At 49.1% G+C, this 21756-nt stretch carries 12 protein-coding genes and 4 pseudogenes; 10 read left to right on the forward strand and 6 right to left on the reverse strand.

The window, feature by feature from the left end; translation table 11 throughout:
- Positions 1 to 642: 642 nt before the first annotated feature.
- Positions 643 to 1896: an efflux RND transporter periplasmic adaptor subunit gene (locus ACES2C_RS00710; RefSeq protein WP_374165114.1), complete on the forward strand. Its 1254-nt coding sequence runs from the start codon at positions 643 to 645 to the stop codon at positions 1894 to 1896.
- A 41-nt stretch (positions 1897 to 1937) separates the two neighbouring features.
- On the opposite strand, the pseudogene ACES2C_RS00715 reads toward ACES2C_RS00710, so the two are convergent.
- The 5 genes and pseudogenes from ACES2C_RS00715 to ACES2C_RS00735 all read right to left on the reverse strand — a co-directional run.
- Positions 1938 to 2117, reverse strand: a pseudogene (locus ACES2C_RS00715) (four helix bundle protein); the annotation flags it as partial.
- 46 nt (positions 2118 to 2163) lie between these two features.
- Positions 2164 to 2331: pseudogene (locus tag ACES2C_RS00720) on the reverse strand (four helix bundle protein); the annotation flags it as partial.
- A gap of 62 nt (positions 2332 to 2393) precedes the next feature.
- Positions 2394 to 2546, reverse strand: a pseudogene (locus ACES2C_RS00725) (four helix bundle protein); the annotation flags it as partial.
- A gap of 46 nt (positions 2547 to 2592) precedes the next feature.
- Positions 2593 to 2760: pseudogene (locus ACES2C_RS00730) on the reverse strand (four helix bundle protein); the annotation flags it as partial.
- 46 nt (positions 2761 to 2806) lie between these two features.
- Complete coding sequence (locus ACES2C_RS00735) at positions 2807 to 3163, reverse strand: four helix bundle protein (RefSeq protein WP_374165115.1); 357 nt, start codon at positions 3161 to 3163, stop codon at positions 2807 to 2809.
- 72 nt (positions 3164 to 3235) lie between these two features.
- Between ACES2C_RS00735 and ACES2C_RS00740 the strand changes: the two genes are divergently transcribed.
- The 6 genes from ACES2C_RS00740 to ACES2C_RS00765 all read left to right on the forward strand — a co-directional run bounded on the left by ACES2C_RS00740 (position 3236) and on the right by ACES2C_RS00765 (position 13552).
- Positions 3236 to 3913 (forward strand): ABC transporter ATP-binding protein, encoded by a 678-nt coding sequence (locus tag ACES2C_RS00740; RefSeq protein WP_374165116.1) that lies wholly within the window; start codon positions 3236 to 3238, stop codon positions 3911 to 3913.
- A gap of 218 nt (positions 3914 to 4131) precedes the next feature.
- Positions 4132 to 6513 carry an ABC transporter permease gene (locus tag ACES2C_RS00745; RefSeq protein ID WP_374165117.1) on the forward strand — a complete coding sequence of 794 codons (2382 nt, stop codon included), beginning with the start codon at positions 4132 to 4134 and terminating at the stop codon, positions 6511 to 6513.
- A gap of 730 nt (positions 6514 to 7243) precedes the next feature.
- Positions 7244 to 9604 carry an ABC transporter permease gene (locus tag ACES2C_RS00750; protein ID WP_374165118.1) on the forward strand — a complete coding sequence of 787 codons (2361 nt, stop codon included), beginning with the start codon at positions 7244 to 7246 and terminating at the stop codon, positions 9602 to 9604.
- A gap of 330 nt (positions 9605 to 9934) precedes the next feature.
- On the forward strand, positions 9935 to 12376 hold the full coding sequence (locus ACES2C_RS00755) for an ABC transporter permease (RefSeq protein ID WP_374165119.1): 2442 nt from the start codon (positions 9935 to 9937) through the stop codon (positions 12374 to 12376).
- 454 nt (positions 12377 to 12830) lie between these two features.
- Positions 12831 to 13124 (forward strand): type II toxin-antitoxin system HigB family toxin, encoded by a 294-nt coding sequence (locus ACES2C_RS00760; RefSeq protein ID WP_374165120.1) that lies wholly within the window; start codon positions 12831 to 12833, stop codon positions 13122 to 13124.
- 38 nt (positions 13125 to 13162) lie between these two features.
- Positions 13163 to 13552 (forward strand): type II toxin-antitoxin system HigA family antitoxin, encoded by a 390-nt coding sequence (locus ACES2C_RS00765; RefSeq protein WP_374165121.1) that lies wholly within the window; start codon positions 13163 to 13165, stop codon positions 13550 to 13552.
- Positions 13553 to 13649: 97 nt separating this feature from the next.
- Here ACES2C_RS00765 and ACES2C_RS00770 read toward each other — a convergent pair whose 3' ends face one another.
- Positions 13650 to 14048: a hypothetical protein gene (locus ACES2C_RS00770; RefSeq protein ID WP_374165122.1), complete on the reverse strand. Its 399-nt coding sequence runs from the start codon at positions 14046 to 14048 to the stop codon at positions 13650 to 13652.
- Between the two features lie 153 nt (positions 14049 to 14201).
- On the opposite strand from ACES2C_RS00770, the gene ACES2C_RS00775 reads away from it, so the two are divergent.
- From ACES2C_RS00775 to ACES2C_RS00785, 3 genes are all read left to right on the forward strand, one after another.
- Complete coding sequence (locus ACES2C_RS00775; protein ID WP_374165123.1) at positions 14202 to 16343, forward strand: DPP IV N-terminal domain-containing protein; 2142 nt, start codon at positions 14202 to 14204, stop codon at positions 16341 to 16343.
- 480 nt (positions 16344 to 16823) lie between these two features.
- The gene (locus ACES2C_RS00780) at positions 16824 to 19238 is read left to right on the forward strand and encodes an ABC transporter permease (protein WP_374165124.1); all 2415 of its coding nucleotides are present in this window, start codon (positions 16824 to 16826) and stop codon (positions 19236 to 19238) included.
- 53 nt (positions 19239 to 19291) lie between these two features.
- Entirely contained in the window at positions 19292 to 21742 is a 2451-nt protein-coding gene (locus ACES2C_RS00785; RefSeq protein WP_374165125.1) for an ABC transporter permease, read from the forward strand.
- Positions 21743 to 21756 lie beyond the last annotated feature (14 nt).

Below are 21756 nucleotides of genomic sequence, written 5' to 3' on the forward strand. Positions count from 1 at the left end.
TTAGTAATTTTTTTCCAAAACCTGCCACCGCGATTTTCATCTTTGTACGCAGCTAATTTGTATTTTTACTAATCCACTGGCAGGATGCCCCTTCATTAGGGTCAGCATTAACTTCGCCTGAGACAGAACTGTATCTGCTTATCCCCTGGTTGTAGATCCGGCCGCCATCAAGCAAGGATGCAGCCACGTTCTAGCCACCTTTTTACTGAAAAACGTGGCTGCATGGAGGCCATTTGTACGCTTCTCAGAATCAGCATATCTAACGAGAAGAGAATCGTTCCAGAATGAGACCCGACTCTGTTGTACTTGTCATGACGGGAAGAGGCCTTCTTCAGGCGCGGGATGTACGGATAGCTTTGGCGGGGCCATCGCCGCGAAAACCTGTCCCGACGGGCCGTCCTTATCTTAAGCTCCGGACTTATACGCCGGCCCCTTAACTGTCGGGGAAGCCTGCGGCTCGGCAAGAGGATTGAGCGAACCTATCACACATGCCTTATCCTTCCGTTAATTTCGCACACAGGGTGTCCGGATACGAACATCTGCAAATCTGCAAAAAGCCTTAAATAAATCAAAATCAACACATTAACACGATGGCACAATTTATACTTCTATCAGAGTAATTCGTTTTATTATTTTTTCAAAGTGGACAGAGCGTTACCTAAAAGCAAGTGGAACAGTAAGAAGATTACAACTATAGCGGGCGTTACCGCGATAGTCCTCCTGATCTCCGGCAGTATTTATTTTACGTCGGGCAAGAGCAAGCTGAATGTGGACACCGAAAGGATCACAATCAGCGAAATAGGCAAGGGGAAATTTCAGGAGTTTATTCCTGTTAATGGCATTGTGATGCCGTTATCGACCATCTACCTCGATGCAACTGAAGGGGGACGTGTTGAAGAAAAGTACGTTGAAGACGGGGCGATGATGAAAAAAGGTGATCCTATTCTTCGGCTTTCGAACACTGACCTGGAACTCACTCTGTCAAATCAGGAAACCGCGGTGTTTGATGTGCTTACACAGATGCAAAACACGCGCAACAACGCACAGCAGAACACGGTATCGAAGCTAAACCAGCTGGCCGATGTTGACAATGAGCTGAAAGAAGCGGAGCGTAAATACCAGATGAACAAGAAGCTGTTCGATCAGCGCATCATCGGCCTGCAGGAGTTCAAAGCCTCTGAAAACGAGTACACGCATCAGGTACGCAAGAAGCGACTGGCGGACCGCATTCTCAGTCAGGATTCCGTTTCGGTGAAGCAACAGCTCAAACAAATGAACGAATCGTATGAGCGCATGAGCAACGCGCTTCAGCTGATGAAGAAGAAAGTGGGCGACCTGATTGTGAGGGCTCCGGTTGACGGACAGCTTACTTCTATGGATGCTGAGATCGGTCAGAATAAGAACAAGGGTGAACGGCTCGGGCAGATTGACGTGCTCAGCGGCTTTAAAGTTCGGGCCGACATTGACGAACATTATATCACGCGCATCTTCCCCGGCCTGACGGGCGACTTCAGCCTGGCCGACAAGGTTTATAAGCTGCGGATCAAAAAGGTGTACACGCAGGTAACGAACGGTCGCTTTCAGGTGGATATGGAATTTCTTGGGAAAGCTCCCGAAAAGGTCCGCCGTGGTCAGACCCTGCAGGTTCGACTGGCCCTGGGCGACGAGACGACTGCTCTGCTCCTTGCCCGCGGTGGCTTCTACCAGCAGACCGGCGGCAACTGGATCTTCAAGCTAAGCAGCGACGGCAAAACCGCCTACAAAACGGATATACAACTGGGCAGGCAGAATCCTGACTATTACGAGATATTAAGCGGCTTAAAACCGGGAGATAAGGTGATCACTTCGAGCTATGAGAATTTCGGAGATGTGCAGGAGTTGGTTCTCAAGCAATAGCTTGAGAACCAACAGTTGGCTGTTGGCTGTTAGCCATTGGCTCAGGGCAAGTGATTGCTATTGTTCAGCTTAGTCAAAAATGCGTGCATCATCTTCCTGATTAAGGAAAGTTCGGTGTCTAGTTCTTTAAAGCGGGATTCACTAATGTAGCCGAGGTCTTTGCTCAGGATCAGTTGGTAGGAGAGCTCAGAAGCTGAGCCGGAAGCGATAGCTTGAAAACTAGCATTTTGCTGCGGCTTTTAGCCATTGGCTCAGGGCAAGTGATTGCTATTGTTCACTCAGCTTAGCCGAAAATGCGTGCATCATCTTCCTGATTAAGGAAAGTTCGGTATCTAGTTCTTTAAAGCGGGATTCACTAATGTAGCCGAGGTCTTTGCTCAGGATCAGTTGGTAGGAGAGCTCAGAAGCTGAGCCGGAAGCGATAGCTTGAAAACTAGCATTTTGCTGTGGCTTTTAGCCATTGGCTTAGGGCAAGTGATTGCTATTGTTCACTCAGCTTAGCCGAAAATGCGTGCATCATCTTCCTGATTAAGGAAAGTTCGGTGTTCTAGTTCTTTAAAGCGGGGTTCACTAATGTAGCCGAGATCCTTGCTCAGGATCAGTTGGTAGGAGAGCTCAGAAGCTGAGCCGGAAGCGATAGCTTGAAAACTAGCATTTTGCTGTGGCTTTTAGCCATTGGCTTAGGGCAAGTGATTGCTATTGTTCACTCAGCTTAGCCGAAAATGCGTGCATCATCTTCCTGATTAAGGAAAGTTCGGTGTCTAGTTCTTTAAAGCGGGGTTCACTAATGTAGCCGAGATCCTTGCTCAGGATCAGTTGGTAGGAGAGCTCAGAAGCTGAGCCGGAAGCGATAGCTTGAAAACTAGCATTTTGCTGTGGCTTTTAGCCATTGGCTTAGGGCAAGTGATTGCTATTGTTCACTCAGCTTAGCCGAAAATGCGTGCATCATCTTCCTGATTAAGGAAAGTTCGGTGTCTAGTTCTTTAAAGCGTGATTCACTAATGTAGCCGAGGTCTTTGCTCAGGATCAGTTGGTAGGAGAGCTCAGAAGCTGAGCCGGAAGCGATCGTAAGGAATTGCTTGAGTTCTGCAAAGCTGCTTCGTCCACATCCTTCGGCGATATTAGTCGGAATAGAGGCAGCGGACCTTCTGATTTGCGAGACAAGACCGTACGCTTCTTCTCGTGGGAACGTACTGGTGATCTTGTAAATTTCAAGAGTAAAAAGATGGCTTTTTTGCCAAACGTTTAGGTTTTTAAAATCTCTCATGGGAGAAGAATTAAATTGATTAACATTAAAAGGTAATAGCCTACTGCTAACAGCTAACAGCCAAATATACACATGATCAAAATATCAAATCTTGAGAAGTTCTACCGCACGGAAGAGGTAGAAACCGTAGCACTAAATGGAGTGTCAATTGACGTGGCAAAGGGAGAATTTGTTTCCATCATGGGTCCTTCGGGATGCGGGAAGTCGACTTTGCTGAACATCCTCGGCTTGCTTGACGATCCCGATGGTGGCAGTTATCTGTTCAACGGGGTTGAGGTGGCGCACTTCAACGAGCGGAAGCGCTCTGACCTGCGGAAGCACAACATTGGCTTCGTGTTCCAGAGTTTTAACCTGATAGACGAGCTCACGGTCTACGAAAACGTGGAGCTTCCTCTGATCTACACGAAGACTCCTGCTGCAGAGCGAAAACGGAAGGTTGAGGCCGTGCTGGATAAGGTTCAGATCATGCACCGCAGGAATCACTTTCCGCAGCAGCTATCGGGGGGACAACAGCAGCGTGTAGCTGTAGCCCGAGCCGTAGTGAACAGTCCTAAACTGATCCTTGCGGATGAGCCTACGGGTAACCTCGACTCGTCAAACGGGAATGAGGTGATGCAGCTCCTCACCGATCTGAATGAACAGGGCACGACAATCATCATGGTGACGCACTCCGAGCACGATTCGAGATACAGCCACCGGATTATCAGAATGCTTGACGGACAGGTAGTAACGGAAAATATTATGGTGTAGATGCCAGCGATCGGCGATTGGCTGTTGGCGATTAGCGGTTAACAGGTTATAGCCAGCCATTTGGGCAGAGAATCTTGCCATAAGACGCATAAAACATCCCTCAGCTAAGGCGGAGAGGACGAAGGATGTGAACCGTAATAATAAAAGAGTGCTCCTCAAACCCAACCGCCAATTGCTAAGAGCTAACAGCCATCTAACATCCAATAGCCAACCATCTCATGATTAAGAACTATTTGAAAATCGCCCTGCGTAACCTCTGGAGACATAAGGGCTACTCTTTTTTGAACATCCTGGGGCTTGCTGTCGGGATGACGGCATTCTTCCTGATCTTCCTCTATGTGGGAATGGAGTTGAGTTATGATCGCTTCCACACCAAGGCGGACAGGATCTACAGGATCGTGGCCGATATTAAGACTCCGACGGAGGTGATTCATCCCAGCGGGCCTTCCTGGGCAGTTCCCTCTCATCTGAAGATGGACTTCCCGGAAATTGAAGCGTTTGTGCGCACTAACAATTACGACGTGCTGGTTCGAAAAGGCGACGTAAAGTTCCAGGAAACGAACGCCTTACTGGTCGATTCGACATTTTTTAAGGTCTTCGACTTCAAGCTTTTGAAGGGGAATCCAGCTACAGCATTGAAGGAACAGCTGAGTGTGGTACTTTCGGAAACGGCGGCTAAACGGTATTTCGGGAATGGAGACCCGATGGGACAAACGGTCCTTTTGACGGGAAATAGTCTGCCTGCGAAGGTAACCGGACTAATGAAAGACATTCCCGAGAACTCGCAAATCACGGCGGATATGCTGGTTTCAATGAATACGCTTACTGAAAAACTGGCTCCGGGTCTTGACGATCAGTGGGGAAACTATGGAGCGCTGGCTTATATTCTTTTGAAGCCGGGCACGGACGCCAAAGCAGTGGAAAAGAAGTTCCCGGCCTTCCTTGAAAGAAGAAACGGAAAAGAAATGAAGCAAAGCCAGATGTACGCGACGCTCATTCTGGAACCTCTTAAGGATGTCTATCTGCACTCGACCAGAGGCGGACAGCGGAGGGGCAATATCAACAACGTCTACATATTCTCTATCATCGGGATCTTTATCCTCCTGATCGCTTGTATCAATTTTATCAATCTAAGCACGGCTCGTTCTATTGAGCGGGCCAAGGAAGTCGGCATCCGGAAAGTGGTAGGTGCCGCCAAAAGACAGTTATCAGGACAGTTTATTGGCGAGTCGATCATCCTGTGCCTCTTTGCTTTTGTCCTCGCCGTCCTGTTCTCTGCGCTCCTGCTGCCACTGTTCAATGAACTGGCCGGAAAGACGATTAGCAAAGGCATCTTCAGCAATGCAACGAATATTCTGGAACTCTTGCTGATTGCTATCGGAATGGGCCTCGTAGCAGGCATCTACCCGGCCATTGTATTGTCTTCCTTCCGTCCGGTGTCGGTGCTAAAAGGCCGCTTTGCATCAGGTACGAAGGGAATTTTACTAAGAAAAGCGCTTGTTATTTCGCAATTTACCATATCCATAGTCCTGATCATTGCTACACTGGTAGTCTATTTTCAGATGGACTACATGCGCAATCAGGAGCTGGGATTCAGCAAGGACCAGATGCTGGTGATCAATACCAACAATGATCCGGCAAAAGAGACCTTCCGGCAGTCTGTTTTGAACATTCCCGGCGTGCAGTCGGCCGCCTTATCTTCAAGCGTTCCCGGTGGGGGAAATCCGGCAGCCTATTCAGAAATTGAAAACACAAAGGGAGAGTTGCAGGTAGCCAACCTGGACCTGTACTTCGTCGACTTCAACTATATTCCTCAATTCAATGTGAAAGTTGTAGCTGGGAGGGCTTTTTCGAAGGAGTTCGGAACAGATACGACTAAAGCAATGATGCTGAACGAGGCTGCAGTAAAAATGTTCGGGTACAGCTCTCCCAAGCAAGCGATCGGGAAACGATTCAAGCAGTGGGGCCGCGAGGGAACGATTGTCGGTGTAGTGAAGGACTTTCATTTCCGTTCGCTGCAGCAGGATATTAAACCTCTTTCTATCCGGATAGAACCAGAAGGATGCGAGCTGGTATCGGTTAAAATTTCGGGGAAGAACATCCGGCAGTCGATAGCTGCAATCGAACAACAATGGAATCAGCTGATCCCTTCGCGCCCCTTCAGCTATTTCTTCCTTGACGAATACTTCGACAGACAATACCGGGATGAAGAGCGCTTTGGCCGGCTGTTCCTGAACTTTGCCGTCCTGGCAATCTTCATCTCCTGCCTCGGGCTTCTTGGCCTAGCTTCTTACAGTACCATCCAGCGGACCAGGGAAATCGGGATCAGGAAGGTACTGGGAGCAAATGTAACAGGAATTGTGAGTCTTCTTTCTGCCGACTTCCTCCGACTGGTGGTGCTTGCCTTTGTGATCTCCTCTCCCCTGGCCTGGCTCCTGATGCATAGCTGGCTGAAGGGCTTTGCTTACAGGATTGACATCCCGTGGTGGGTGTTCCTGCTCGCCGGCTCAGCTGCTATCTTGATAGCCATTGCCACCATTAGCCTGCAGGCAATAAAAGCCGCCCTGGCTAATCCGGTAAAGAGCTTAAGAACGGAATGAGTTGTGGGTTGCGGGCTGTGAGTTGTAAGTTGTAAGTAATAAGTTTTAAGTAATAAGTGGTAAGTGGTAAGTCTTGAGTTGCAAGTTGCGGATTTTGAGTTTTAAGTTTTAAGTAGTAAGTGGTAAGTCTTGAGTTGCAAGTTGTGGGTTTTGAGTTTTAAGTGGTAAGTGGTAAGTCTTGAGTTGCAAGTTGCAAGTTGTGGGTTTTGACTTTAAGTTTTAAGTAATAAGCGGTAAGACTCGAGTTGCAAGTTGTAGGTTTTGGGTTTTAAGTTTTAAGTAGTAAGTGGTAAGTGGTAAGTCTTGAGTTGCAAGTTGTGGGCTTTGAGTTTTAAGTTTTAAGTTTTAAGTAATAAGTGGTAAATCTTGAGTTGCAAGTTGTGGGTTTTGGGTTTTAAGTTTTAAGTAGTAAGTGGTAAGTGGTAAGTGGTAAGTGGTAAGTCTTGAGTTGCAAGTTGTAGGTTTTGACTTTAAGTTTTAAGTAATAAGCGGTGAGACTCGAGTTGCAAGTTGTGGGTTTTGAGTTTTGAGTTTTGAGTTTAAGTATCAACTGTCAATTGCTAAAGGCTACAGCTTATAGCCAACAGCCAATTGCTAAAAGCCAACAGCTAATTGCTAATAGCCTACAGCTTATAGCCAACAGCCAATTGCTAAAAGCCAACAGCCAATCGCCAACCGCTGATAACTAACATCTCATGTCTAATATCTCATGACTAATATCTAATATCTAATGTTACTACACTATTTAAAAGTCTCTCTCCGGGTGCTCTTTCAGAACAAGCTGATTTCGGCAATCAACTTGTTCAGTCTGGCGACGGGCATTTCTGCCCTGCTGCTGATCGCTGCTTATCTTGAGCACGAAAAGCAGTATGACGCCTTTCATGAAAAGGGCGACCGGATATTCCGGGCAGGCTTTACCTACTGGGATCAGGGTAAGATCTACGACAAAGACGAGCCAGAGTTTTCCGCCTTGTTCGGTCCGGATGCAAAAGCGGAGCTAACTGGGATCGAAGAATATTGCAGGGTGTCGACCGGGGGACAGTCGTATATCAGTTACGGCGAGCGGAGTTTCAAAATCGATCGGGTTCCCTATGTGGATCCTTCCTTCTTTAAGCTCTTTTCGTTTAAACTCCTTGAGGGCAGTCCATCCGAAGCCCTCGCTTCGCCTCATTCTATTGTCCTGAACCGGACCACCGCCCTAAAGCTGTTCGGAGACATTGCAAGGGCCGTTGGCAAGACGGTCCTTCTCGATGGGAAAAAAAGCTTTTTAGTAAAGGGTGTAATTGAAGACGCGCCCTCCAATACCGACATCAGATACTCCTCGCTGCTTTCATTTTCAACTCTGAACAAAGATCCTGATGCCTTCCTGAGCTGGAGAGGCGGATACCGGTATATCACCTATCTTCTCTTAAATAATAAAGAGGGGGCGGCCGCTGTGCAAAAGCAACTCCCCGGCTTCATGTGGAGACATATCAATCAGAGCGACGCTGTGGACGGCGGCAAAACAGAGGCGAGCCTCCAGCCGCTAAGAGATATCCACCTCCATTATGATGCTGCGTCCGCCAGTCTGAGCAGGAACCTGAAAGTCTTCACCGCTGTGGCTGTCCTTATTCTTATTATTTCATGCGTCAACTACATCAATTTCAATACAGCACAATCGTTCAGCAGACTGAGGGAAATTGGGGTGAGGCGGGTATTAGGGGCCGCTGGCAACGATCTTTCCTTTAGATGGCTAACCGATTCTGCCCTGATCACCACACTTTCATTTATTGCTGCCATCCTCCTGATCCTGGCGCTCGGCCCTGTTGTTAGTCGCCTGACGACAACAGAGCTCTCCCTGCAGACATTGCTGACGGGAAGAATGGTGGCAGTAATGGCGGGCATCTTTATCCTGATCAGTGCCGGTGCGGGAGCCTATCTGGCATTTTACCTTCGAAGAGTCAATATCAGGCGCAATCTGAATGATCAGAACACTAGCGGAACCGGCGGTCTGACCGGAAAGGCGATGATCGTATTACAGTTTATGATCTCGGCAGCCTTAATCACCTGCACACTGGTCATCTATCGTCAGGTGAGCTTTATTAAATCTCATCCCACAGGAATTGACCGCGAGAATATGATGATCCTTCCCCTGACAGGCATTGAGAAAGAGGGCGCCCCTGAACAAATCGCACTCGCCCTGTCGGGACTGGCAAACGTGCACTCGGTTACAGGACTTTCAGACGTTCCGATAAATGATCTTACCAGTAACGGCTTTCTTGCAGAAGGACAACGGCAGCACATGATGATTCACCAGCTAGACGCAGACGAGAACTTTTTAAAGGCGTTCGGCTTGAAGATGGTGTCGGGCAGGTATTTCTCGGAAGGCAGAAGTACTGACCGCGAGGGCTACGTGATCAACGAGACCCTGGCACGCAAGCTGGGATGGAAAGATGCTATTGGAAAAACAATAGAGCGCGAAGGCAGCCATCCGGTTGTCGGCGTGGTCAAAGACTTCAACTTCGCCTCATTGCATGAGCCGGTTGAGCCACTAATAATCACAAATAAGCCCTGGAGGGGATTTCGCTATCTCGCGGTGCGCTATACCACTGATGCGGCAAGGCTTATAAAAGAAGCGCGGTCTGTGTGGAAGGAGAATAGCGGCCTTCCGTTTGACTACTGGTTTATGGATTCAGAATTTGACCGGATGTATAAAAGCGAACAGCAGTTCATGAACTTGCTGATCTGCTTTTCGTTATTGTCCATCCTCCTTTCTCTTTCCGGCGTATTTGGGCTGGTAAGCCTTAACCTGCAAAAACGAGTTAAGGAATTTGGGATCCGGAAAGTGCTGGGCGCAACGGTTACGGATATTGTTGCACTCTCTTCTTCCGGTTATTTAAGACTGACCGTTATTGCTCTCGCTATAGCAATTCCTGTGAGTTTGTACTTAAGTGACCGCTGGCTGGCGGACTTTGCTTACCGCGCCAGTGTTCCCTGGTGGCTATTCCTCTTGTCGGCCTTACTGGTGCTGGGTCTCACGATGACGACCGTCATCAGCAGGGTAATAAAGGCGGCTCTGACCAACCCGGTCAAGAGCCTCAGAACGGAATAAGCGGCGGGGAGAGTTGCAGGGGGACGGAAAGCGGAAAGCTTAAAGCAGAAGGGTGAAAGCAGAAAGCCAAAGGCTGAAGGCTAATCGCCAATAGCTGTCGGCCGCAAGCCGACAAGGCAGAAAGCCAAAGGCTAAATGCTAATTGCCAAAAGCTGTCGGCTGCAAGCCGACAAGGCAGAAAGCCAAAGGCTAAAGGCTAATCGCCAATAGCTGTCGGCTGCAAGCCGACAAAGCAGAAGGCTGATGGCAGAAAGCTAACAGCTAAATGCCAATCGCCAATAGCTGTCGGCTGCAAGCCGACACAGCCGACAACAGCCAAATCAAAATATTATGTTTTTTAAAACTACTTACCGGAATTTAATCAGGAACAAAGTTCACTCCCTGATCAATGTCATTGGGCTGGGCATCAGCATTGCTTGCTGCACCGTGGTGTACGTGATCGTGAAACACGAGCTTTCGTTTGATGAATCGCTCCCTCACGCAGACAGGATTTACAGGATCGTATCCGATTATCGCTATCCTGATCACACCGAGAATGAAGGTCATACTGCGTTTGGGCTTGCAAAGGCCTTACGAAACGACTTCCCGCAGCTAGAATCCGTCACTCAGGTCTATACCATGAACAGAGCTATCGTTTCGATTCCTGCTGCTGAGGGCGACAAGAAGGTGTTCGAAGAAAATGAAATGACCTTTGCCGATCCCTGGTTTCTTCGGACTTTTGATTTCCCTATCCTCGCAGGCAGCAAAAACAGGCTGCTGACTCATCCTGACGAGGTGATCCTGACCAGAGAGCTGGCAGAAAAATATTACGGCAAAGCGTTCGAAGGGCGGTATAATGAATTACTCGGCAGAACGCTAACGATTAACAAAAGAGACTACAGAATTTCCGCTGTTATGGAGGACATTCCCCGAAACTCGAATGTGCCGTTCAGGCTCCTGCTTCCGTTTGAAGCTTTCGCCCGTGACAACGAACGGGTGGCCAATAGCATGGAAGAGATGTATTCGGAGAGCTATACCTTCGTCATGCTTCCTGAAAACTATCAGCCAATACAACTCGAAAAGGCACTCGTCGCGTTCAAAGGCAAGCATCTGGAGGCAGAAACGGCTAAGAGGAGAACGTTTCACCTGCAAGCCCTCAAGGACGTCCACTCGGACGAGGAGTACTATGGGACGTCTTATGCAACTCCGAAAATCCTGATCGTCGCCTTTATCAGCATGGGGATCATCGTACTGCTCACCTCATGTATCAATTTTATTAACCTGGCGACTGCCCAGTCCCTGAAGAGGGCTAAGGAAACCGGGATCAGAAAGACCCTGGGAAGCTCCCGCTGGCAGCTTGTTCTTCAGTTTATGACCGAGACACTCCTGCTCGTAACTGCCGCATCTGTTGCAGGTCTGGTGCTGGCGGACATCTTTCTGAATGCATTCAACAAGTACCTGTTATCGGTGGTCGACTTTGGCCTCCATATAACTCCTGCCATATTCTTTTTCCTGGCTATTCTTATTGTCGTAATTACTTTTCTGGCGGGGTACTATCCTGCTCTGAACCTTTCGGGCTACAAGCCTGTTGAAGCGCTTAAACAATCCCTAAAATCAAAGAAAACGGGCTTTTCGGGCGGCTTTTCTCTGAGGAAGGCGCTGGTGATCGTGCAGTTTACAGTATCACAGCTTCTCATCATCGGAACTATTGTGGTAGCGGCTCAAATGAATTATTTCTTCACCCGTGATACAGGCTATCAGAAAGACCGCATTATTACTGTTAACATTCCTGAAAACGAATCACAGAAACTCAGTTTATTCATCAACCAGTTGAGCACTTCGCCCGAGATTGAGGATGTGACCTTCTGCTCGGGCCCGCCTACTTCGCAGGCTAATGCATCGGGAGATGTACGCAGGAAGTCGTGGTCAGAAGACCAGAGCCTGTCCACCGAGCGGAAGTTCGTCGACCCGCACTACCTGAACACCTTTAACATTAAGCTGCTGGCGGGCAGAAACCTGCGGGAATCAGACAGGACCATGCTTAGCGACAGCACCAACAGGTATAACATCCTTGTGAACAAGCTGACGGTTTCTTCCCTCGGCTTCAAAAGTCCTGAAGAAGCGCTGGGGCAGGAGATCATTGTAAACAAGAATGAACTGGCCACCATAGTCGGGGTAACAGCCGACTTCTATAACGTTTCGCTGAAAGACAAGATCACGCCCTGCATGATGTTCTATGCGAGGAACTGGGTAGACATTGCCGCCATCAAGGTAAGGAATGAGCAGCGGAATGCTACGATCAATCTGATACGCGACAACTGGCAAAAGGTGTTCCCGGATCAGTTCCTAAAGATGAAAAGCATGAACGAGTACATGAGGAACAGCCCGTTCTACATTCTGGAGAATCTGATGTACCAGGCCTTCAAGATATTTTCGTTTCTGGCTGTTCTCATAGGCTGTATGGGGCTTTACGGGCTGGTAGCATTTCTTTCGGCCCAGCGCCAGAAAGAGATTGGCATCCGCAAGGTCCTTGGCTCTTCAGTGAAGGGCATTATCCTGCTTTTTTCACGAGAGTTCCTCTGGCTTCTACTCATCGCCTTTGCGATAGCTGCACCAGCCGCCTGGTACGCCATGAACAGCTGGCTTGAATCCTTCGCGAACCGCATTAGCCTCAGCCCTCTTTTCTTTGTGCTGGCCTTTCTGATCTCGGCGGCTATTGCAGCTCTCACCATTGGCTCCCAGGCCTTCCGGGCAGCAAAAGCGGCACCTGTTACCAGCTTGAGAAGTGAGTGAGTTCGGATCCTAAGTGAGGCCTGCGGCAGGTTGCTGGTTCTAAGCAGAGGATTAAAAGTTATGGATTGTTAATATCATTCCTGAACTGTTTGGTAATATCTTTGCCACGGTGAAAGGATCTGCTTGTAGAATAGAAACAAGCCCTCCGGCAACTGCTCCTATGTTCAACGGCATCAGTACGCCCGACACCTCCGCTCCAGTCCATTTAGGTCTCTTCCTCAGCCAAAAACGCGTTATATGCACCCCTCCGGCTTTGTGTTTGTGACAGCAACGACGTCAGTAATTCAAGAGTTTCCGGCAAATAATAAACAAGTTGGCAAAACACCAACTTGTTTATTATTTTTGTATCAGCCGGTGCCTGATTCCCAACAGTGACCACAGACGGGAATCAAGCACCGGTTCTAAAGAATGGTACAGGAAGCGTGGGGAACAGTTAAAGAAATTATTCCGTCGCATGAAGATCATTTTCTTAAAGAAGCTGCAGGACTTTTCCCGCAAACACGCGGACTCAGGAAAAAGTCTGTCAGTTTGGAAAACTGTAACGGAGAAGGCACAATGGAGACAGAGCAGCGATCTTCTTGCAAGCTTTCCCACTGCTAAAATTATTAAAGGAGATAGGGCGAGATTCAAGATAGTGGGGAATAAATATCGGCTCATCATTGAGGTAAATTACGCCGAGGAAATCGTAGAAATACGGTTTATAGGAACCCATTCCGAATATGATGGGATTGATGCTGAAACGATCTGAATAAACGTTAGTTTTTAACCAGGAAGAAGAAATAAGATATGGCACCGACATCACAGTGGTTTTTGATTGAGTCTGAACAGGATTACGAAAAAGCAGTCGCACGCTATGAGGAAGTCAAACGCGCGCAAAAGGGCACAGAGGAGTACCGGGAAATGCTTCTGCTGGTTCACCTTATTTCAGAATATGAAAAGGCTTGCTGGGACCTGCCAGCTGTGGATCCTATTGAGTTGATCAAGATCAGGATGGAAGACTTTGGTTATAAGCCGGCCGACCTGGCTAAAGAGTATGGCGATAAAGGTACCGTAAGCAAGGTATTGAACTACAAGCAAGCATTATCACTAAGCATGATACGTAAATTCAGCGAACTGCTTCGCATCCCTGCTGATGCGCTCATCAAAGAGTACAGCCTGAAAACCGGCGGGCGGTAGGGAAAGCAGAAAGCTTAAAGCATAAAGCGGAAAGCTTAAAGCGGAAAGCTCGAAGCAGAAGGCAGAAAGTGGAAAGCAGAAAGTCAAAAGCTAACAGCTAATTGCTAATGGCTGTCGGCTGCAAGCCGACAAAGCAGAAGGCGGAAAGCCAAAAGCTAACTGCTAATTGCCAATGGCTGTCGGTTGCAAGCCGACAAAGCAGAAAGTGGAAGGCGGAAAGCCAAAAGCTAACTGCTAATTGCCAATGGCTGTCGGCTGCAAGCCGACAAAGCAGAAAGTGGAAAGCAGAAAGCCAAAAGCTAACTGCTAATTGCCAATGGCTGTCGGCTGCAAGCCGACAAAGCGAAAAGATGAAAGCTGATTGCCGATTGCTGAAAGCTGATTGCCAATCGCCAAAAGCTAACTGCCAGTTGCCAACGGCTGTCGGCTGCAAGCCGACAAAGCGGAAAGATGAAAGCTGATTGCCGATTGCTGAAAGCTGATTGCCAATCGCCAAAAGCTAACCGCTAACTGCCAATGGCTGTCGGCTGCAAGCTGACAAAGCCGATTGCTGATTGCTGATTGCCAACAGCCAATCCCCAACAGCTCGCCAGCTTTCTTATATTTGTCGTGCGGGATCTATTCTGTCCGGCTTTTTACTTTAATTACGATGAAACTTTCTTTTCTTATTATTGGCCTTGGCCTTTGTTTGCCCGGTTTTGCTCAGCAGAAACAGTTCACGATGGAAGACGCGGTACTGGGAATGGGAACCAACCTTGCGCGCGAAGATCTCAGGCAGGTGAACTGGGTCACCGGGGAGAATGCGTTTACACAGGCTGTTCCGGCTCCGTATGGAGAGGCACTCGTTAAAAGAACGGTTCCGGCCATGTCTGTAGACACACTTGCCCGCTCCAGCGAGCTGAGCCGCCAAACTGGCCGTCAGCTTAAGAACATCCCATCCTTCGACTGGGTCTCCTCCAGGGAGGCGCTTTTCCAGGTTGGGAACCAGCTGTTCCTCTACACGCTGAACGGGAATAGCGGCACTTCAAAAGAATGGCTGAAGCTGCCGGAAGCAGCCGACAACGTCAGCATCCTAAAGAGTGCGCACGAAGTTGCCTATACGCTCGGGAATAACCTCTTTATGGTTGACCGGCAGGGAAAGACGCATACGGTTACCAACGACAAAGATCCTGGCATTGTGAACGGCCATTCTGTTCACCGCAATGAGTTCGGCATCAGCGGCGGCATATTCTTCTCGCCTAAAGGAAATTATCTCGCCTTCTACCGCATGGATGAGCGCATGGTGGAGAACTATCCCATCATAAACTGGGATAATACTCCCGCTACCGTGCATTATACCAAGTATCCTTTCGCCGGCCGCACCTCTCATGAGGTGAGCCTTGGGGTATATAACCCTGCAAACGGCAAGACGGTGTTTATGGAAACGGGGCTCCCTAAAGATCATTATCTTACGGCAGTAACCTGGAGTCCCGACGAGCGTTCTATCTACATAGCCATCCTGAACAGGGAGCAGAATCATCTCTGGCTAAATCAGTATAACGCGCAGACCGGCGCCTTCGTAAAGACTTTATTCGAAGAGAAAGACGATAAATACGTCCACCCTCAGCATGCCCTTACTTTTATTCCCGGCAGGAACGATCAGTTTATCTGGTGGAGCCAGCGCGACGGCTTTATGCATCTGTACCGCTACAATACCAGCGGTAAGCTGCTGAATCAGGTAACAAAAGGACCCTGGGTAGTGACTGAAATTGCTGGTCAGTCGGAGAAACGGAAGACGTTCTATATCGTGGGAACGAAAGAGTCGCCCCTCGACCGGAACATTTACGCTGTGAATTGGGAGAATGGAAAAATGACGAGGCTTGACTCTGCGCCAGGAACGCATTCCGCAGGGCTGAGCAGCAGCGGCGACTATATGATCGATCGCTGGTCAAGCGGTTCGGCCCCAAGGGTGATCGACATCGTCTCAACTACGGGTAAATGGAAGAAGAATCTCCTCACTGCAAAAGACCCCTTAGCTGCTTATCAGCGTCCTAAAATTGAAAACGTTACCGTCAAGGCTGAAGACGGCACTCCTTTATATGGGAAGCTGATCTATCCGGTAAATTTCAATCCGGCAAAAAAATATCCGACCATTGTTTACCTCTATAACGGCCCTAACGTGCAGATCATCACCAACGGATTCCCATCAAGCGGCAACCTGTGGTACGAGTACATGGCACAGCACGGTTATGTGATCTTCACGATGGACGGCAGGGGAAGCAACAACAGAGGACTGAAGTTCGAGCAGGCGACATTCAGACAGCTGGGCACAGTCGAAATGCAGGATCAGCTGAAGGGCGTGGATTATCTGAAATCGCTGCCTTTTGTCGACGCGAACCGCCTGGGCGTGCATGGCTGGAGTTTCGGCGGCTTCATGACCACTTCCCTCATGCTGCGACATCCCGGAGTATTTAAGTGTGGCGTAGCAGGCGGCCCGGTAATGGACTGGAAGATGTACGAGGTGATGTATACGGAGCGCTATATGGATACGCCACAGGAAAATCCTGAAGGATACGAAGCCGCAAACCTGCTGACCAAGGTAAAGAATCTGCAAGGTAAGCTTTTGCTGATCCACGGAACCATTGACAGCACCGTAGTGTGGCAGCACTCGGTTAAGTTCCTGAAGGAATGTGTGGATAACAAAGTGCAGGTAGATTACTTCGTATATCCCGGCTACGAACATAACGTGCGGGGACGTGACCGTGTTCACCTGATGCAGAAGATCACCGACTATTTCGATCAGAACTTATAAGTTTCCCGCTGCTCGCGAGGTCAATACCGCATAAAGCGGACTAACAGGCGAAGCCAGACATTAAAAAGACTGTGATCGGGCAGGATCAATACCGCATAAAGCGAATTAAAAGTCGCAGCTACTTCTTAGGTCGAATCAAACAGCCTAAGAAGTAGCTTTCAGCCAGCTCAAAAAGCACCAGAGGCTAACCATTTAACAGCAACCAGGCTACCATAGCCTGTAAATAGCCGGAGGCGGAAGAGGAGCAGAAAGGTTAAGCCTGTAGCACCTTTCAGATACCGAGGCTTTTTCCTCATATTGCCCGTCAGCTTCTGTTCGCTTTCAGATGTACGAAAACGAACAGAAGCTGTTCACTGGAGAACAAGAGAGCTCCGAGAAACCCGCCCAAACACCTACCTGACAGACATTTACCCCACTGGCATACATTCTGAACCCTGATCACCAGCAGCAGACCGGACAATCAATTTCTGCTTTAGTGACATGATAAAGAACTACATCCTCATCGCCCTGCGGAACATGCGAAAACGAAAGACTTTCGCTCTCATCCATATCCTGGGTCTCAGTATCGCCTTTGCAACAGCGCTTTTGCTGTTCCTGACTGCCATGTTCGAGTTCTCATTTGACAATTTCCACGCTAAGAAGGACCGCGTATTTCAGGTATACAGGGAGCAGTACGAGGTGAGCGGAACGGAGAAAGGAACATCGATGCCCATCCCCTTCGGCCCTGCTGCCAAAGCAGAGATCCCGGGGATAGCCAGAGTGTCAAGAATGGGCAATTCGGGCGGCCTGGCACGGCAGGGAAATAAGTACCTGGAGCTGGCCGTAAAATATGTCGACCCGGATTTCCAGCAGATGTTTTCCTTCCCTCTGGTGAGTGGAAGTGCTGCTTCCGCACTTAGCCGGACAGATGAAGTGATAGTCACAAGAGAATTTGCAGAGAAGCTCTTCGGAACTTCAGACGTCAGGGGCCGCACGATAGAGATAAAGACAGGAGACAGCTGGAAAAGCTATGAAATTTCCGGGGTGGCTAAAAACGTGCCCCGGAACTCGAGTATCATATTTGATATACTGGCCCGCTTCGAGAATTTTCCGGCCTACCGGGAGAATATCGACCGCTGGGACAATCAAAATCACCCCGTCTTTGTTGAGCTCCAGGACGGGGTAAGCGCAGCTTCCTTTACACGTTCTGCATCTCCGTTTTTGGCGAAGTACTTTCGCGACAATATTCAGAGCATGAAGCGCGACGGAGCAAAGCCCGATGCAAACGGGCAGTTCCTGAACCTGAAACTCATCCCCCTGGATGAATTGCACTTCAGCGGCGTCAGTGGCGTCGGTTCTTCCATTAAAACATTTTTCCCCTGGATGCTGATCCTGCTCAGCGCCGTGATCCTGTTCATTGCAGGCAGCAACTTCGTCAACCTTTCTCTCGCCGCATCCTTCACCAGGGCAAGAGAGATCGGCGTCAGGAAAACTTTCGGAGCTCATAAAAGTCAGCTCATCATACAGTTCTGGAGCGAGGCCTTTATCATTTGCCTGGTCTCCTTGTTGTTGGGCGCCGGATTACTCCTCATTTGCCTGAAGTCATACATCGCTGCTACCGGAAGTAACCTCTCGCCTTCTACCCTCTTCTCGGGTCGGGCCATCGCGGTTGGATTACTGGTATTCATCCTCACTACCGCTTTGGCAGGCGGCTATCCTTCCCTGGTGATGTCGCATTTCAACACCGTGCGCACACTTCAGGGTAAACTACAAGTTGGATCACGGCATGGATTGCGAAACGTCCTCACCGTCATCCAGTTTTTCATTGCCGTTATACTGATCATCTCGACACTGATTATCTCAAGGCAGCTTTCCTACCTGCGCAACAAGCCTCTGGGTTTTAACAAGACAGAGGTGATCAGCATTCCGATTGGCAACGATATTGACCCGGAGGCTGCGTTGCAGCAAATGCGAAACAAGCTTGCTGCGCTGCCCCAGGTGCAAAGTGTAACAGGCACTGACATTAATCTTGGCCGCGGCTTAGATGGCTCATCCACTACCTCAGTCATGGGCTTTGATTACAAGAACCGCCAGATCAAGACCAATTGGCTGCGTATTGATTACGATTACCTCAAGACCCTCGATATTCCTTTGCTGGAAGGCCGTGATTTCTCACGCGCCTTTGCTACTGACACCTCCGCGGTCCTCATCAACGAGAAAATGGCGAAACTTGTCGGCGAAAAGGATCCAGTTGGAACAACCCTCGCTATCAGCGGGCACCAGATGAAGGTGATCGGTGTGGTGAAAGACTTCCACTTCAAAAACCTCCATCAGGAGATCAAGCCTCTTACAATGGCCATCCGGCCGACAGAGTGGCCTGTGTCTTATATATTCGTGAAGGTAAAGCCAGATCGCCTGCCTGAGTCGATGAAAAAGATCCAGCAAGTGTGGAAGGCCGTGAATCCGCAGAGTCAGGTAAACCCCTCATTCCTCGACGAAAACACGGAGCGGGAATACAAGAAGGAGGAGACGATGTCGAATATCTTTACTGCCGGAGCCATACTGGCAATCTTTATTTCCTGTATGGGATTATTTGCAACCGCCCTGCTCGCGATGAATCAACGGACCAAAGAGATCGGCGTGCGCAAGGTACTGGGAGCATCCGTATCAGGAATTGTTGCCCTCCTTTCAAAGGACTTCGCCCGGCTCGTAGCCATCGCCTTCCTCCTGGGAGCCCCGGTTTCATGGTTCCTGATGAGTCAGTGGTTACAGGACTTCGCCTACCACACCAGCATTCCTGTATGGATTATACTGGCAGGGGGAGTAATTGTACTGGCGGTGGCACTGCTTACCGTAAGCGTACATGCCGTCAGGGCTGCCCTCGCCAACCCGGTAAAAAGCCTGAGAACAGAGTGAAATAACTTATGAGATGATAGCTGCTCCCTCATCGCCCTCAACAATCAACACCAATGAACACCTACTTTAAGATCGCATGGCGCAGTTTGATGAAGAATAAGATGAGCACCTTCATCAATGTATTTGGCCTGACTATTGGCCTCACTTGCTGCATTCTCATCACGCTCTACATCCGGCACGAGTTAAGCTACGACCGCCATCATCCCGACGGTGAGAGGCTGGTGCAACTGGAGGCAGAGTTCAAAAGTGTGAACGGTCCGAAAAAAATGGCGACGGCAGCTGCTCCTATTGCCGCTGCCATGAAAATGGATCTGCCGGAAATAGAGGAAACAACACGACTTGTCAGCCTTTTCCAGGACGACAAAACGCTCATTCAATATCAGAAGAACAGCGGTGAAGAACAGTCCTTCTACGAGACCAAAGGATATCTGACCGACCCTCCGTTCTTCCGCATGTTCCGGTACCACTTTCTCGAAGGCAATCCCTCAACCGCACTTGATAAACCCAATACGATAGTCATCTGCGAAGACATGGCCAGAAAGATTTTCGGCAATGGCCCCGCCATTAACAAAACCCTAACTATAAACAGCAACACCAATGGAAACACCACTGTAGCCGTTACAGGCGTATTCCGCAACCCGGATCGTCCAAGTCATATAGAAGGCCGTTTTTTCATGTCGATGCGAGGAGGAGGGATAGACGAATTAATCCGGAGTACAGGCAATAACATGATCAACAACAACATGTTCTACACGTACTTCAAATTAAAGCCCGGCACCGATTTCAAAAAGCTGGAAAGCAAATTTGCTGCCTTTACCGACAAACATATGGGAGATGCGCTCCGGTCGGCTGGTATCTCAAGAAAGTTCTTCGTGCTGCCGGTCGAGTCGATCCATCTCAACCAGGAAGTCCCTCAAAATGTTACCCCTAGCGGCAACAAGACGTACCTTTTCATTTTCGGCTCAATCGCCGTGTTTATCCTGCTCATTGCATGCATCAATTTCATGAACCTGTCGACCGCAAACTCTTCCAGAAGGGCAACAGAAGTGGGTATCAGGAAAGTCCTTGGGGCTCAAAAAGGAACGCTCAGACAACAGTTCCTGTCAGAGTCCATGCTCATCGCCTTTATCGCGTTCCTGTTCTCCTGCCTGCTTGCCTTGTTGCTTCTTCCCATGTTCAGCTCCATCTCGGGCAAGACGCTCCGCTTTCTGAACGACAGCGGAGATCTGGGTCTGTTCGCAGGCTTCGTCGTTCTTACACTGCTTACCGGACTGGTTGCCGGCTCCTACCCTGCCTTTTACCTTTCCTCTTTTGCCCCGGTCCGCGTTCTAAAGGGCACCTTGCTCAACCGCTTCGGAGCGGCCACTCTTCGCAAAACCTTAGTCGTATTCCAGTTCATCATTTCGGTGACTCTGATTGTCGCCTCCGTCGTTATATCAGACCAGATGAACTTCCTGCAAACTAAGGACCCGGGCTTTGCCAGGGATCATCAGCTCGTAATTCCGCTCAGAAGCAATACCTCCAGGCAGCTGTATGCCACCCTGAAGAATGAAATAAAGCAAAACCCGCAGGTACAGGACGTCGCGGGCGCGCAGTGCTATCCTGGTATTTTCAATGCGGGCGATAACCGCTGGTATAAAGAAGGCCAAACCATGGAAGACGCAAGGATCACTAAAAGGAACGCGGTAGACGCCGATTTTTTCAAGACCCTTAACATCAAACTTCTTGCCGGCCGACTGTTTTCTAAGCAAACAGCCGGAGATACAAGCGGCTATCTGGTGATGAACGAGCAGGCTATTAAGGAACTCGGCTTTTCCTCTCCCGAAAAGGCAGTGGGTCAAAAAGTCTTTACCGAATACCAGGGACAACGGTATAGTCGTGAAATACTAGGTGTAGTGAAAGACTTCAATCATGAGGGGCTTCAAAACAAGATCCAGCCCTATTCATTCGTCCAGGAGCAAGGCGACTTTCAATACCTCATTGTTCATGGGCAGCCCGGCAGCATCGATAAGCTCCGGAGAGATGTTCAAGCAATATGGGAGGCTAAAATCCCTGGTCAGCCTTTTGACTACAGCTTCCTCGACAGCGACTTTCAGAAAAACTACGAAACAGACAGTCGGCTATTCGCCGTGATCAGGTACTTCACCCTGATTGCTATTCTTATTTCGTGCATGGGCCTATTCGGACTTGCTTCCTTTAGCGCTGAACAACGGACCAAAGAGGTGGGGATCAGAAAAGTACTCGGCGCCAACGTAACGGAGATCGTGGGGCTTTTGTCGGCCGATTTCCTCAAGCTTATCACTGTTGCCGTCCTGATCGCATCACCAATCGCCTGGCTGATTATGAATAACTGGCTACAGGAGTTCGCGTACCATGTAAACATCGGCTGGGACGTCTTTGCGCTGACCCTCGTCATTTCTATCGTCATCGCTTTTCTCACCATTAGCTCAAAGGCATTGAAAGCGGCGCTGGCCAACCCGGTAAAAAGCCTGAGAACAGAATGAAAAGAGTGAGGGGG

The organism is Arcticibacter sp. MXS-1 (genome assembly GCF_041902385.1).
Taxonomy (GTDB): domain Bacteria; phylum Bacteroidota; class Bacteroidia; order Sphingobacteriales; family Sphingobacteriaceae; genus Arcticibacter.

What these genes read in the sequence shown, in the direction of transcription:
- ACES2C_RS00765 (WP_374165121.1), top strand. Translation starts at nt 13,163, where the DNA reads ATGGCACCGACATCACAGTGGTTTTTGATTGAGTCTGAACAGGATTAC.
- ACES2C_RS00745 (WP_374165117.1), top strand. Translation starts at nt 4,132, where the DNA reads ATGATTAAGAACTATTTGAAAATCGCCCTGCGTAACCTCTGGAGACAT.
- ACES2C_RS00760 (WP_374165120.1), top strand. Translation starts at nt 12,831, where the DNA reads ATGAAGATCATTTTCTTAAAGAAGCTGCAGGACTTTTCCCGCAAACAC.
- ACES2C_RS00750 (WP_374165118.1), top strand. Translation starts at nt 7,244, where the DNA reads ATGTTACTACACTATTTAAAAGTCTCTCTCCGGGTGCTCTTTCAGAAC.
- ACES2C_RS00735 (WP_374165115.1), bottom strand. Translation starts at nt 3,163, where the DNA reads ATGAGAGATTTTAAAAACCTAAACGTTTGGCAAAAAAGCCATCTTTTT.
- ACES2C_RS00740 (WP_374165116.1), top strand. Translation starts at nt 3,236, where the DNA reads ATGATCAAAATATCAAATCTTGAGAAGTTCTACCGCACGGAAGAGGTA.
- ACES2C_RS00775 (WP_374165123.1), top strand. Translation starts at nt 14,202, where the DNA reads ATGAAACTTTCTTTTCTTATTATTGGCCTTGGCCTTTGTTTGCCCGGT.
- ACES2C_RS00785 (WP_374165125.1), top strand. Translation starts at nt 19,292, where the DNA reads ATGAACACCTACTTTAAGATCGCATGGCGCAGTTTGATGAAGAATAAG.
- ACES2C_RS00755 (WP_374165119.1), top strand. Translation starts at nt 9,935, where the DNA reads ATGTTTTTTAAAACTACTTACCGGAATTTAATCAGGAACAAAGTTCAC.
- ACES2C_RS00780 (WP_374165124.1), top strand. Translation starts at nt 16,824, where the DNA reads ATGATAAAGAACTACATCCTCATCGCCCTGCGGAACATGCGAAAACGA.